Origin of the sequence: Massilimicrobiota sp. An134 (assembly GCF_002160815.1) — a bacterium.
Taxonomy (GTDB): domain Bacteria; phylum Bacillota_I; class Bacilli_A; order Erysipelotrichales; family Coprobacillaceae; genus Allocoprobacillus; species Allocoprobacillus merdigallinarum.
Genome location: NZ_NFLH01000048.1, coordinates 1 through 12972 on the forward strand (window position 1 = coordinate 1; position 12972 = coordinate 12972).

The 12972-nt window shown below is 32.7% G+C and carries 13 protein-coding genes; 7 read left to right on the forward strand and 6 right to left on the reverse strand.

The window, feature by feature from the left end:
* Nucleotides 1-320, reverse strand: a 320-nt coding sequence (locus tag B5E79_RS14075; RefSeq protein WP_479684573.1) for a DUF6431 domain-containing protein, incomplete at its 3' end; no start/stop codon positions are given.
* A gap of 163 nt (nt 321-483) precedes the next feature.
* Here B5E79_RS14075 and B5E79_RS12485 point away from each other — a divergent pair.
* The gene (locus B5E79_RS12485; RefSeq protein WP_087298255.1) at nt 484-726 is read left to right on the forward strand and encodes an alpha-glucosidase C-terminal domain-containing protein; all 243 of its coding nucleotides are present in this window, start codon (nt 484-486) and stop codon (nt 724-726) included.
* Nucleotides 727-829: 103 nt separating this feature from the next.
* Complete coding sequence (locus B5E79_RS12490; RefSeq protein ID WP_087298256.1) at nt 830-2212, forward strand: leucyl aminopeptidase family protein; 1383 nt, start codon at nt 830-832, stop codon at nt 2210-2212.
* 40 nt (nt 2213-2252) lie between these two features.
* On the opposite strand, the gene B5E79_RS12495 is transcribed toward B5E79_RS12490, so the two are convergent.
* The 3 genes from B5E79_RS12495 to B5E79_RS12505 are packed head-to-tail and all read right to left on the reverse strand — an operon-like array spanning nt 2253 to nt 6276.
* A complete protein-coding gene (locus tag B5E79_RS12495; protein ID WP_087298257.1) occupies nt 2253-4112 on the reverse strand; it encodes an ABC transporter ATP-binding protein in 1860 nt (619 codons plus the stop codon).
* Entirely contained in the window at nt 4112-5836 is a 1725-nt protein-coding gene (locus B5E79_RS12500; protein WP_087298258.1) for an ABC transporter ATP-binding protein, read from the reverse strand. Before B5E79_RS12500 ends, B5E79_RS12495 begins: the two co-directional genes overlap by 1 nt.
* An 11-nt stretch (nt 5837-5847) precedes the next feature.
* Entirely contained in the window at nt 5848-6276 is a 429-nt protein-coding gene (locus tag B5E79_RS12505; RefSeq protein ID WP_087298259.1) for a MarR family winged helix-turn-helix transcriptional regulator, read from the reverse strand.
* A 149-nt stretch (nt 6277-6425) separates the two neighbouring features.
* Between B5E79_RS12505 and B5E79_RS12510 the strand changes: the two genes are divergently transcribed.
* Nucleotides 6426-7535 (forward strand): CobW family GTP-binding protein, encoded by a 1110-nt coding sequence (locus tag B5E79_RS12510; protein ID WP_087298260.1) that lies wholly within the window; start codon nt 6426-6428, stop codon nt 7533-7535.
* Nucleotides 7535-8476, forward strand: coding sequence for a TIGR03943 family putative permease subunit (locus B5E79_RS12515; RefSeq protein WP_087298261.1), 942 nt, complete (start codon nt 7535-7537; stop codon nt 8474-8476). Before B5E79_RS12510 ends, B5E79_RS12515 begins: the two co-directional genes overlap by 1 nt.
* 24 nt (nt 8477-8500) lie before the next feature.
* Here the strand turns inward: B5E79_RS12515 and B5E79_RS12520 are convergent, their stop codons facing one another.
* Nucleotides 8501-9409 carry a phosphatase PAP2 family protein gene (locus B5E79_RS12520; RefSeq protein ID WP_224762604.1) on the reverse strand — a complete coding sequence of 303 codons (909 nt, stop codon included), beginning with the start codon at nt 9407-9409 and terminating at the stop codon, nt 8501-8503.
* A gap of 333 nt (nt 9410-9742) precedes the next feature.
* Nucleotides 9743-9940: a DUF6199 family natural product biosynthesis protein gene (locus tag B5E79_RS12525; protein WP_087244892.1), complete on the reverse strand. Its 198-nt coding sequence runs from the start codon at nt 9938-9940 to the stop codon at nt 9743-9745.
* A 124-nt stretch (nt 9941-10064) separates the two neighbouring features.
* On the opposite strand from B5E79_RS12525, the gene tgt reads away from it, so the two are divergent.
* The 3 genes from tgt to B5E79_RS12540 are packed head-to-tail and all read left to right on the forward strand — an operon-like array spanning nt 10065 to nt 12856.
* On the forward strand, nt 10065-11198 hold the full coding sequence (gene tgt / locus B5E79_RS12530) for a tRNA guanosine(34) transglycosylase Tgt (protein ID WP_087298262.1): 1134 nt from the start codon (nt 10065-10067) through the stop codon (nt 11196-11198).
* A complete protein-coding gene (gene queA, locus B5E79_RS12535; RefSeq protein ID WP_087298263.1) occupies nt 11199-12224 on the forward strand; it encodes a tRNA preQ1(34) S-adenosylmethionine ribosyltransferase-isomerase QueA in 1026 nt (341 codons plus the stop codon).
* On the forward strand, nt 12224-12856 hold the full coding sequence (locus B5E79_RS12540; RefSeq protein ID WP_087298264.1) for an epoxyqueuosine reductase QueH: 633 nt from the start codon (nt 12224-12226) through the stop codon (nt 12854-12856). The genes queA and B5E79_RS12540 overlap by 1 nt, the downstream gene beginning before the upstream one ends.
* Nucleotides 12857-12972: the final 116 nt, after the last annotated feature.

The following is a 12972-nucleotide window of genomic DNA, read 5'->3' on the forward strand; positions in this document are numbered from 1 at the left end:
GATAGAGTGTCATGAAATAGAATTTGACTATAAGGAATAATGACAGATAGTAAAAATGCATGTGTATGATGACAATGCTTACATTTGAATCTTTGGATTTTAAGGGGAATGATGCCATCTGGTGTTTTGATTTTGCGCGTATAAAAGCCATGCTTGATAAGATGTCCTTTATGATGACATGGACATTCTAGAGAAGCGATATTAAGATCTTCAAGACATTCATTATAAAATGTTTGCATTTTAGAAAAGTTTTGATTGAATGTGTCTGAGTAATAGGTTATCATATAAGTGTTCTTTGAACAGAGGATAAAGGCTAGCATTGGCGTGAGAGGCTTTATCCTTTTCCTTTCCAACTATTATCATACTAAAATAGTCTTATCATTTAAAGTGATTATTTCTTATTCATTCACTTTGATAAGACTTTTTCTTTTATTTTGACTATTTTCTTTATTTTTCTTTTTATTTAATTTGGCATTCAACACTTTGTATCATCAAACACTCGTATATGGAGATTTTATTCCATTAGAAAGCGAAGAATATGTGATTGCCTATATGCGTCAAGATGATCAACAGACAATCTTATGTATTCAAAACCTTCAAAACAAAGAAACTCATTTTCCTTTATCTTCAAAAGCTCAAGTTCTTTTATCCAATGATCAAGTCAATATTCAAAACCAACAATTAAAACTTTCTCCATATCAAGCAACAATTCTACTTATTGAATAGAGGCCTTATGAGATAGAACATTCTATCTCATAAGCCTTTTTCACAAAAATCATCATTTCACTTGAAATAGTGATAAAATATATATCATAAGGAGGATTGTTTCATGAAACAGTTAAAACAACCAGACAATAAAATAATGATTTATCCGATCTATCATCATCAAAGTGTCTTGAATGATATATGTGATACCTTAGGATATGATATCAACACAATCATTAATAAAGACTTCAATCAATCCACAAAAGTCTATACACTTGGAAAATATGATTTCCCTTATATTCTTTTTGTGGGACTTGGTGATGTCAGTGAACTAACGACTGCCAGACTTAGAAAGTTAGTTTTGAATATCTCAAAAAATATTAACGAGCCTGTTCAGCTGATGACTGATCATCTTGATGAAGGTATTGACAAGCATGCCTTTGTCAGAATATGGGTAGAATCACATATCATTGCCCAGTATCAGGAATGCAAGATTGGACATGATACGAAAATGATAACTGATTTGGATATTGTATCATCAGGATATGTTGAAAAGGATATTGAAACAGGAAGAATCTATGGAGAAGGCATCAACTATGCCAGAAGACTTGCCGATACACCATCCAACCTGATGACACCGGAAGACATGGTCAAAGAAGCTGTCGAACTGGCTAAGGCGTATAACATTGAATATACAATACTCAACAAGAGTGCCTTAGAGGAAATGAAAGCAGGAGGCATTCTGTCCGTCAATCAGGGAAGTCATATACCAGCCTACATGATTGTATTGAAGTATACGCATAATGGAAATGCACCGCATAAAGCCGTGATAGGAAAAGGAATCACATTTGATTCAGGAGGATACAACCTGAAATCAAACAGCTATGGCATGAAGTATGACATGTGTGGAGGAGCAGATGTTTTAGGAATCATGAAGATTCTTGCTGGCATCCAAGCCAAGACCAATGTTTATGGAATCATTCCAGTGACAGAGAATCTGGTGAATGGAAAAGCCTATAAACCACAGGATGTCATCACAACACTATCAGGAAAGACAGTCGAGGTCGTAAGCACAGATGCAGAAGGACGACTGATCTTATGCGATGCTATCACATATGCACAAAGACTAGGAGCTAGTCATCTTATTGATTTAGCGACTCTTACAGGAGCATGCGTAGCTGCTTTAGGAGATGTTTATACAGGTGTTTTCGCTAATGATGATGCCTATTATCAAGAATTTGAACAAGCTATGAAAGCAGCTGATGAAAAGGGATGGCGATTACCAATGGATGATGAATACCTTGAAAAACTCCAATCCAACAGCGCTGATTTCAAGAATGGTCCTATGACTTTTGGTGGAGAAACCAGCGGGGCAGCCTGCTTGTTGAATGAATTTGTGGAAGATGGCATCAAATGGATTCACTTAGATATTGCTGCCACTGCTAAAACACCTGATGGCGCAACTGGTGCTATGATTCGAAGTATTGTTGAATTATTAAAACCATAAAGACGATGAAAAACCAATGAGGCTTATGGTCTCATTGGTTTTATTCTAACTCAAATTGTCCTGTATATAATTGATAATAACGTCCTTTTTGTGCAATCAATTCATCATGACTACCACGTTCAATAATTTGACCATGATCTAACACCATAATCGCATCTGAATTTCTGACCGTTGATAATCTATGGGCAATCACAAAAACTGTTCGATTTTCCATTAAACGATCCATACCTTTTTCAATCAACTTTTCTGTACGTGTATCAATTGAACTTGTTGCTTCATCCAATATCAAAACAGGTGGATTGGCAATGGCAGCTCTGGCAATGGCTAGTAACTGACGTTGACCCTGTGATAGATTGGCCCCATCCCCACTCAACATGGTTTCATAACCATTTGGTAAACGTTTGATAAAACTATGAGCATTAGCCAATTTTGCTGCTTCTATCACTTCATCCATTGTCGCATCCAGTTTTCCATAACGAATATTATCAGCAATCGTTCCAGTAAATAAATGTGTATCTTGTAAAACAATAGAAATCGAATGTCTTAAATCATCTTTTTTAATTAATTTGACATCAATACCATCATAAGTAATACTCCCACTATGAATATCATAGAAACGATTAATCAGATTTGTTATCGTTGTTTTTCCTGCTCCTGTACTTCCAACAAATGCAATTTTTTGTCCCGGTTTCGCAAACAAATTAATATTTTTCAAGATTGGAACATTTTCTTCATAGCCAAACACCACATCATGGAAACGCACATCACCCTTTAATTCGACAAGCTCAATACTTCCATCTGGTCTAGGATGACGCCATGCCCAATATCCTGTATGTTCCTGACATTCACTTAAATGACCATCTTTATGTTTACGCACTCTTGTGAGAGTGACCTGACCATCATCAATTTCTGGTTTTTCTGACATCATATCAAATATTCTTTCAGCCCCTGCCATAGCTGCTAAAATGAAATTCAATTGTTGTGTAAATTGATTGACTGGTTGTGCAGTCTGTCTGACAAAAACCAGATATGAAGATAAACTTCCTAAATCCATAATACCACCGATTGTTAAAAATCCGCCAACACAGGCAACAATAGCATAATTCAAATATGAAATACTCACAACAGAAGGAATAGTACGTCCTGAATAGGTCAAAGCATTCGTTGCTGCCTGTTGTAAGATTTCATTACGACGATTAAATTCCTCAATATTATCTTGTTCATGATTAAAAACTTTCACAACTTTGACACCATCAACCATCTCTTCAATAAAACCATTTAAATCTCCTAAAGCAGCCTGTTGCTTAGAAAAATAATATTTACTGCGTTTTGTCAGATACTGAATCAAAAAATACATAATCAACATACAAGCAAAAACAATCAAAGATAATTGCCAGCTTAATACAAAGATCAGCACTAAGGTTCCAACAATCATAATAAAACTTTGAATCAAATTATCAAAACAGTTATTCAATGCATCCTGAACAGTATCCAAATCATTAGTAAAATGACTCATTATTTCACCATGAGTATGACTATCAAAATAGCGAATTGGTAACTTCTGTGTCTTGTCAAATAAATCCTGTCGCATCTCTTTGACAATCTTTTGAGAAGTATGCACCATCAATTGTTTATATATGGCTGTCGCAGTAGCACCTATCATATAGACAACAATCATAAATATAATAAACGAAACTAATCCCTGATAATCCCCAGGCAATAGATAACGATTAATAATCGTACGAATTTGGAAAGTTCCCCAAAGATTAATCCCTGTACTTAAAACAACCAATACAGCAACACATGATAAAGCATATTTATGATATCCTATATACTTTTTAAAGGAACTTAATGTCTTGACCATATCTTGAGGCTTTGCATTCGTTATTTGTCTTGCCATTATAAACCAGCTCCTTCCAATTGAGAATAATAAATATCCTGATAAATGTGATCATGTGCCAACAACTCATCATGTGTCCCCACAGCATGAATATGTCCATCTTCTAAAATGACAATCTGATCTGCATGCTGAACACTTGATACTCTTTGAGCTATAATAATTTTTGTCGTATCTTTTAAAGAGGCCAAACCTTCTCGAATACTTGCTTCAGTGGCAGTATCAACGGCACTCGTTGAATCATCGAGAATTAATACCTTTGGTCTTTTCAATAACGCTCTGGCAATACATAATCTTTGTTTCTGTCCCCCAGAAACATTGACACCACCTTGTCCCATGTCTGTTTCATATCCATCAGGAAATTGATTGATAAATTCATCAACACAGGCAATATGACAAGCCCACTGTATATCTTCATCAGTGGCTTCTTTATTCCCCCAAAGTAGATTTTCTCTAATTGTACCACTGAATAATGTATTCTTCTGTAAAACCATTCCTACACTATCTCTTAAATGTTCTACAGAATAATCTTTCACATTATGACCATCTACCAATACCTTACCTTCACTGACATCATAAAGTCTAGGGATCAGTTGAACAAGACTCGTTTTCGCCGCTCCTGTTCCTCCCAAAATACCAATTGTTGAACCACTAGGAATATGCAAATCAATATCAGTTAAAACATATTCTTTAGCTGTAGACTTATATTTAAAATAAACATGCTGAAAGTCAATACAACCCTGTTCAACTGTTAAAGATGTATTTTGTGGATCATGAATATCAGGAACTTCATCTAAAACCTCAATAATACGTTCACAACTGGCAATAGAACGTGTCAACATTAAAAAGACATTTGAAATCATCATTAAGGCATTTAAAATCTGTAAAACATAACTTAAGAATCCAGTCAATTCTCCTACCTGCATTGTTCCATTTAAAATCATTCGTCCACCAAAGAAAAGAATAGAAACAATTGTCAGATACATCACATATTGAAATAATGGCATATTCCAAACTGAAGTTCGAAATGCTTTTTCACTGTTTTCCTTTAATCCTTCATTCATTTTTTCAAACTTCTCAGATTCGTATCCTTCTCTTACATAAGATTTGACAACTCGCATAGCATTTAAATTCTCTTGAACGACGGTATTGATATTATCAACACTGGATTGCATCAGTTTATATAATGGTCCTACCTTTTTCACAATGACAAATAAACCAATACCTAAAATAGGTGTCGCAACTAAGAATATCAACGCTAGCCTGGCATTGATCGTAAAAGTAAAAAATAGTGCCAATAAAAGCATAAAGGGTGCTCTGACCAATGGTCTAATTCCATTACATATCGCATTTTGAATGATAATAACATCACTTGTTAAACGGGTGATTAAAGATGATGTTGAAAAATGATCAGTATTCGCAAATGAAAAATTCTGAACTTTTTCAAATTCATCTTTTCTAATTTCTGCCCCAAATCCTTGTCCAGCAATTGCTGCAAAACGAGCGTACAAAACACCTAAAATATAAGCAATGACTGCACAGATCATCATAAGAATACCTTGTATAACAATATAATTCGTATCCTTATTTGTAACCCCTACATCAATGATATTGGCCATCAACATAGGAATCACAAGTTCAAACACTGTTTCACTCATAATACAAACACATGCCAAAATAAAATATTTTCGATATTTTTTAGCATATGGCCATAAGCGTTTAATCATATTTTCCCCTCCTATAAAATCTCTTTTCCTGTTAAATTGGTATACATACGAGATAAATATTCTTGAAACTGTTGCTTCTCTTTTTCACTGAATCCTTTTAAAGAAATTTGTTCTATTTCTAAACAATGTTCGTCCCATTTTTCTAAAGCCTTTTCTCCTTCAATTGTTAAATTCAGTTGATAAGCACGTTTATTTTGAGGATTTATAGCTTTTGTAATCATGCCTTTTTCTTCTAAGTTATCAAGAATCTTACTTACTGTAGCACTTTCAATATCACATTCTTTTGCGATATCTTTTAATTTACAATCCTTATGATTTTGAATATATCGTAATACTTTCGGTTGACCGGGTGATAAACGAAAAGCATTCATATTCATTCGATTCTTTTGTCTTTGCGCATGAAAAGCTTTAAAAACTAACATATAAAAAGGTGTTTTCATGATTTTCCTCCTTTCATTAGCATACTAATTATTAGTACGCTAACAATTATAGTCTTATTCAATCTTTTTATCAAGAGAATTGTATGTTATTTCATTTGCTTGTTAAAAATACGAGTGCTATAATACAAAAAAGAAAGAAGGTCGAATAAATGAGTAAAGTAGATATTATTTCTGGTTTTTTAGGAGCTGGGAAAACAACATTAATCAAAAAACTTATTCAGGATTGTTTAGGAAATGAAAAAGTTGTTTTAATTGAAAATGAATTTGGTGAAATTGGTATAGATGGAAGCTTCTTAAAAGAAGCTGGAATTGAAATTACAGAAATGAACTCTGGATGCATTTGCTGTTCATTAGTTGGTGATTTTAGTGAAGCTTTAAAACAAGTCGTAGCTCAATATCATCCTGATCGTATTATCATTGAACCATCTGGAGTTGGTAAACTTTCTGATGTCATTAAAGCTGTTAGGGATGTTCATAGTGATGAACTTCAATTGAATAGTTTCTGTAGTGTTATTGATGTGAAAAAATGCAAAACATATTCACTAAACTTTGGAGAATTCTTTAATAATCAGATTGAATATGCTTCTACTATTATTTTAAGTCGTACCCAAGATGTACCACAAGATAAGATTCAGGAAGCTATTGATATCATTAAATCTATGAATACAACAGCTTCTATTATCACAACACCTTGGGATGAATTAAGTGGTGAAACAATTTTACAGACAATGGAAAATAAAAATTCTTTACAGGACATCTTAATGAAAGAAGCAGATATTTGTCCAGAATGTGGTCATCATCACGAACACGGTGAACATTGCCACCATCACGAACATCATCATGAACATGGTGAACATTGTCATTATCATGATGAACATCATGAATGTTGTCACCATCATCATCACGAAAACGAAGAATGTCATCATGGACATCATCATGACCATGAATGTGGATGTGGTCATCATCACCACCATCATGCTGATGAAGTCTTTACAAGTTTAGGAAAAGAAACAATTCATACTTATACACAGGAACAGTTAGATCAAATTCTTCAGACTTTATCTTCATCTCATGAATATGGAGATATCTTGCGTGCGAAAGGTATTTTACCTACACCAGATAAGAAATGGTTACACTTTGATTTAGTACCTGGAGAATATGAAATTCGTTTTGGTAGTGCTGATTACACTGGTCGTATCTGTGTCATTGGTAAAGATTTATTAGAAGACAAAATTTATGAATTATTTGGAGTAGAATAATGAATACAAGAATCTATTTATTTACAGGGTTTTTAGATAGCGGAAAATCTTCATTTATTATTGATACCATTACAACAACAGATTTCTGTAATAATGAAAAAACTTTATTAATTATCAGTGAACAAGGTGAAAAAGAATATAATCAGGAAGATATTGAATCATTCAATTGTGATTTGGTTTATATTCATAAAGAAGATGAATTCAATCTTGAATTTTTAACCGAACTTAAAAACAAATATCATCCAACTCAAGTCCTCATGGAAGTGAATGGAATGTTTAATGTTGATCATCTTATTGAATGTGAAAAACCTAAAGGATGGGACGTTGTCCAAGTTTTAACAACTATCAACGCCAAGACTTTTGCTTTGTATATTCAAAACATGCGTTCTTTATTATATCAACATGTTGTTCATAGTGATTTGTTGATTTTTAATAGAATTGATGATTCTATTAAAAAATCATTCTTAAGAAATAATATTAAAGCCATTAATTCTACATGTCAGATTATTTATGAAAAAGAAGATGGCACTGTCAACACTCTAGAAGATGATGAATTACCATTTGATATTCAACAGGATTATATCAATGTTTTAGACCATGATTTTGGTCTTTTCTGCATGGATGCCCTAGATCACCCCGATAAATATGATCATAAGAAAGTCACTCTCAGAGGAAAATTCATCGGTCGTGATAAACAATTAGAAGATGGCTTTGTATTAGGACGTTTAGCTATGGTTTGTTGTGAAGAAGATACGTCTTTAATTGGTATGGTCTGTGAACACCCTGCGGCTAAACAACTGATTCCTAATGAATGGGTTGAAGTCACTGGAACAATTGATGTTCAGTATGATCCAGATATCAACGGAAATTTCTGTTTATTAAAAGTGGATGACTTAAAAGTCATTCCACCATTAAAAAATGAATATGTTACTTTTGATTAGAGGATGAATTGAAAATCCTCTTTTTTATTTATATCTTATTCCTATGTCACCATTACAATCAACCTTATCCTTGCTATAATTTTTGAATATGACTCGAGCCATAATCATTTGTATCACAAGACTTATTGCCATTCCAGTCACAACATCTGTTAAAAAATGAGCTCCCATAATGATTCTTGATAATGCAACCAAAAAAGTAAAGCAAACCCCTATAAAAAATAATAAATTTTCTTTTCCTTTTAATTTTCTATTAAGCAAAGGCAATACACATAACAACATCGCACAAGCCGCATTCGCTGTATGTCCAGATGGAAAGGATTTAAATTCTTCACCTGCTACACCTAAAGCCATCAGCTGATCTTTCATTGTATTTCCTATAACCCACCAAGGCTGAAAACTGACATCATGACGACTACTAATCATTCGCATACGGGGGCGTTCCCATGTCATTTTCACAATATTAACAACAAAAACTTCAATTAAAACTATTAATAAAATAAAAATCACTATCTTTTTTATTGTATCCTGAGATGCATGGCTACTAAGTCGATAAATCAATACATCAACAATTCCTACAATGCCAATAGCTATCACTAAGCTTAATAATGTTGTCATTCTAGAAATATATAATAAAGCTCCTATTGTGATCCCTATAACAGCAATAAAATTAAAAAGTAGTGACAAACAACAATATAGCATCGTCTTTATTTTCTTATCCTTATCTATCATACGTAATAATAATGTTCCAATTGCAGCCATACATAACAAGGCAGGTATTTGACCATAGCCAGCCAAAAAAACACCAAAAATATTAGACGAATTATAAAAAAACTGTGAAATCTGATAATCCCAAATAGAACCTATCCCCATTAAAACAAGTAAAATAACACCTATAACTATGCAATACTTCTTCTTATATATTTGTATATCCATATTTTCTCAACCCTTTATTTGATAATATTATAAAAAATACAACTCTAGCTTTTTTAACATTTAAACTTATACACCCTTTTATGTGTAATGGTAATCCAAAATACCAACAAAGCTGTTCATAAACAAAAAGCCACCTATTTATGGCTACTTTCCAAATCAATATTGACTATATTATTGAGTTCATAAAGCTTCATATTTTCAGTTTTCTAAACTTCTGATACTATCCTTTTCTTTTGTAAAACTATCATAAATTCAATACATATATCTCATGAACCATTTATACTAAATCTAGATTTAGTCATATTATATTGACATATAGATGATCGAATGATTTTAAATAAAAAGAGCAATTAAAAATATAATAGAACCAATAATACAAAACGTTCCCATAACACGCATCAAAGCGATATACAACTCTGAAGGTTCTCCATTCTTCACATCCCAGAAATGTTCTATTTTCCATAACAGATCAGGTCTTCCTACCATAGCAATCCCCAATAACAACAATACCACTATCCAAACATACTCCATAACAGTCACATCCCTTATCTTTATTTTAACATACTCTTTTCTTTTTCATAGAATTTCAATCAATAAAATTTGAACTTATACATCCTTTCATGTATAATGAGTATGCTAAAAAAGAGGTGAAAAAATGGAAGGTTTTTGGTATGAATTAAAACATGTTTGTAAACAATCTGGTGCAAGATATGGGATTTTACATACACCACATGGCGATGTTGAAACACCTATGTTTATGCCAGTAGGAACACTTGCTACAGTGAAAGGTATTTCTCCAGAACAATTAAAAGAAATGCATTCTCAAGTCATTTTAGCAAACACTTATCATTTATGGTTAAGACCTGGTGAAGATGTTGTTAAAATGGCTGGTGGATTACATAAATTTATGAATTATGATGGTCCTATTTTAACTGATAGTGGAGGTTTTCAAGTCTTCTCTTTAGGAAAGACAAGAAAGATTGAAGAAGAAGGCGTGACTTTTAAAAGTATTGTTGATGGAAAGAAATTATTTTTATCTCCTGAAAAATCTATTCAAATTCAAAATGATTTAGGTGCTGATATTATCATGAGCTTTGATGAATGTGCTCCATATCCTTCAACACATGAATATATGAAAAAAAGTGTGGAAAGAACTCTGCGTTGGGCAAAACGTGGTAAAGATGCTCATAAAAGAAAAGATCAGGCTTTATTTGGGATTGTACAAGGTGGAGAATTTGAAGATTTAAGAGAACTGTCAGCTAAAGAATTAGTGAAAATGGATTTCCCTGGCTATTCTATAGGAGGAACAAGTGTTGGTGAACCTAAGGATGTCATGTATAAAATGATTGATGATGCAGTGAAATGGCTCCCTCAGGATAAACCACGTTACTTAATGGGTGTTGGGAATCCTATTGATTTAATTGAAGGGGCTATTCGTGGTATTGATATGTTTGACTGTGTTTTACCAACAAGAGTTGCAAGACATGGAGCATTAATGACACATCATGGACGTATGAATATCAATAATGAAAAATATAAATATGACTTTACGCCTATTGATGACAAATGTCATTGTTATACATGTCAAAACTATACACGTGCTTATTTAAGACATTTACATAAATGTGATGAATTATTTGGAAAAAGTTTATTATCTATTCATAATGTTGCTTTCTTACTTCAATTAAGTGAAGATATAAGAAAAGCCATTCAGGAAGATCGTTTATTAGATTTTAAAGAAGAATTTTTAAATAGTTATGGTAGAGATGTTTATGAAAGGGCGTTTTAAATGAAAATTAGTGAATTTGATTATGATTTACCAGAGGAATTGATTGCGCAAACTCCTCTACAAAAAAGAGATACTTCACGTTTAATGGTCTTAGATAGAAAAACAAAAACGATTGAAGACAAGCATTTTTATGATATTTTAGACTATCTACATGCTGGGGATATTTTAGTAAGAAACAATACAAAAGTCATTCCTGCCAGACTTTATGGAATAAAAGAAGAAACTGGTGGTCATGTTGAAGTCTTGCTTCTTAAAGATTTAGGTGAAGATGTATGGGAATGTCTTGTGGGAAATGCACGTATTGTGAAAATGGATACTGTCATTACTTTTGGAGATGGTTCTTTAAAAGCCAAATGTGTACATATTGGAGAAGAAGGTATTCGTCATTTTCAAATGATGTATGAAGGCATTTTCTATGAAGTCTTAGATCATCTTGGCACAATGCCACTTCCTCCTTATATCAAGGAAAAGCTTGATGATCCTCATCGTTATCAGACTGTTTATGCCAAAGTCGAAGGTAGTGCCGCCGCACCTACCGCTGGTTTACATTTTACTGAAGATATTTTAAAGAAAGTTCAAGACAAAGGTGTTGAAATCCTAGATGTCACTTTACATGTAGGTCTAGGCACTTTTAGACCAGTGAAGGTTGATGATGTATTAGAACATCATATGCATAGTGAATTTTATATGATTGATGAAGACACTGCTCAAAAGCTTAATCAAGCCAAAGCCAATGGACAACGCATTATCAGTGTTGGAACAACTTCAACAAGAACACTTGAAGCCAACTTTAAAAAATATGGAAAATTTCAAGCTACACAGGAAAGTACTGATATCTTTATTTATCCAGGTTATCAGTTTGAAGCTATTGATGCTTTGATTACCAATTTCCATCTTCCTAAATCAACATTAGTGATGCTTGTGAGTGCATTTGCTGATAAAGATTATATTATGAAAGCTTATCATCATGCTGTGGAAGAAAAATATCGTTTCTTCTCATTTGGTGATTGTATGTTTATTCAATAATGAAAATCAATTATGATCTTAAATTACAGGAAGAACTTCAAAAAATTGGCAATCAGAAACCAACATTATTACTTCATGTCTGTTGTGGACCATGTTCTAGCAATGTGATTAAAGAATTATGCGAACATTTTGAAATCACAATCTATTATTCCAATTCCAACATTTATCCATCTGATGAATATCAAAGACGTTTCCATGAATTATTATCTTTTATTGAAAGATTTAATCATGATTTCAATCAAAACATTCAAGTCATTGAAGACCCTTATAATAATAGTGAATGGATTTCTCATCTTTATCCTTTAAAAGATTATCCAGAAGGAAGTGTAAGATGTCGTCTTTGTTATAGCTTGAGAATGCGTAAAACATTTGATTATGCAAAAATCAATCATTATGATTATTGGACAACTGTTTTAAGTGTATCACCACATAAAAATAGTCAATGGATTAATGAGATTGGAGATCAATGGCAAAGTGAATCACCCAAATTCTTATATGCTGATTTTAAGAAAAATAATGGTTATTTAAAATCAACACAAATGACTAAAGAATATGGAATGTATCGTCAAAATTATTGTGGCTGTATGTTCAGTTATGAAGAAATGTTAAAAAGAGAAGAACATAAAGATTAAAAAAAGGACAAAATAAATTTTGTCCATGGCGATTAATCATCTTTGATGATTATCGCTTTTTTGTATTGTATAATCATCTTAGGTGGTGTTCTTATGATTGATCTCTCTACTCCTGA

Bases quoted from the DNA above. Each gene is read 5' to 3' on its own strand.
- B5E79_RS12490 (WP_087298256.1), top strand. From the start codon at position 830: ATGAAACAGTTAAAACAACCAGACAATAAAATAATGATTTATCCGATC.
- B5E79_RS12495 (WP_087298257.1), bottom strand. From the start codon at position 4,112: ATGGCAAGACAAATAACGAATGCAAAGCCTCAAGATATGGTCAAGACA.
- B5E79_RS12500 (WP_087298258.1), bottom strand. From the start codon at position 5,836: ATGATTAAACGCTTATGGCCATATGCTAAAAAATATCGAAAATATTTT.
- B5E79_RS12505 (WP_087298259.1), bottom strand. From the start codon at position 6,276: ATGAAAACACCTTTTTATATGTTAGTTTTTAAAGCTTTTCATGCGCAA.
- B5E79_RS12510 (WP_087298260.1), top strand. From the start codon at position 6,426: ATGAGTAAAGTAGATATTATTTCTGGTTTTTTAGGAGCTGGGAAAACA.
- B5E79_RS12515 (WP_087298261.1), top strand. From the start codon at position 7,535: ATGAATACAAGAATCTATTTATTTACAGGGTTTTTAGATAGCGGAAAA.
- B5E79_RS12520 (WP_224762604.1), bottom strand. From the start codon at position 9,409: ATGGATATACAAATATATAAGAAGAAGTATTGCATAGTTATAGGTGTT.
- B5E79_RS12525 (WP_087244892.1), bottom strand. From the start codon at position 9,940: ATGGAGTATGTTTGGATAGTGGTATTGTTGTTATTGGGGATTGCTATG.
- tgt (WP_087298262.1), top strand. From the start codon at position 10,065: ATGGAAGGTTTTTGGTATGAATTAAAACATGTTTGTAAACAATCTGGT.
- queA (WP_087298263.1), top strand. From the start codon at position 11,199: ATGAAAATTAGTGAATTTGATTATGATTTACCAGAGGAATTGATTGCG.
- B5E79_RS12540 (WP_087298264.1), top strand. From the start codon at position 12,224: ATGAAAATCAATTATGATCTTAAATTACAGGAAGAACTTCAAAAAATT.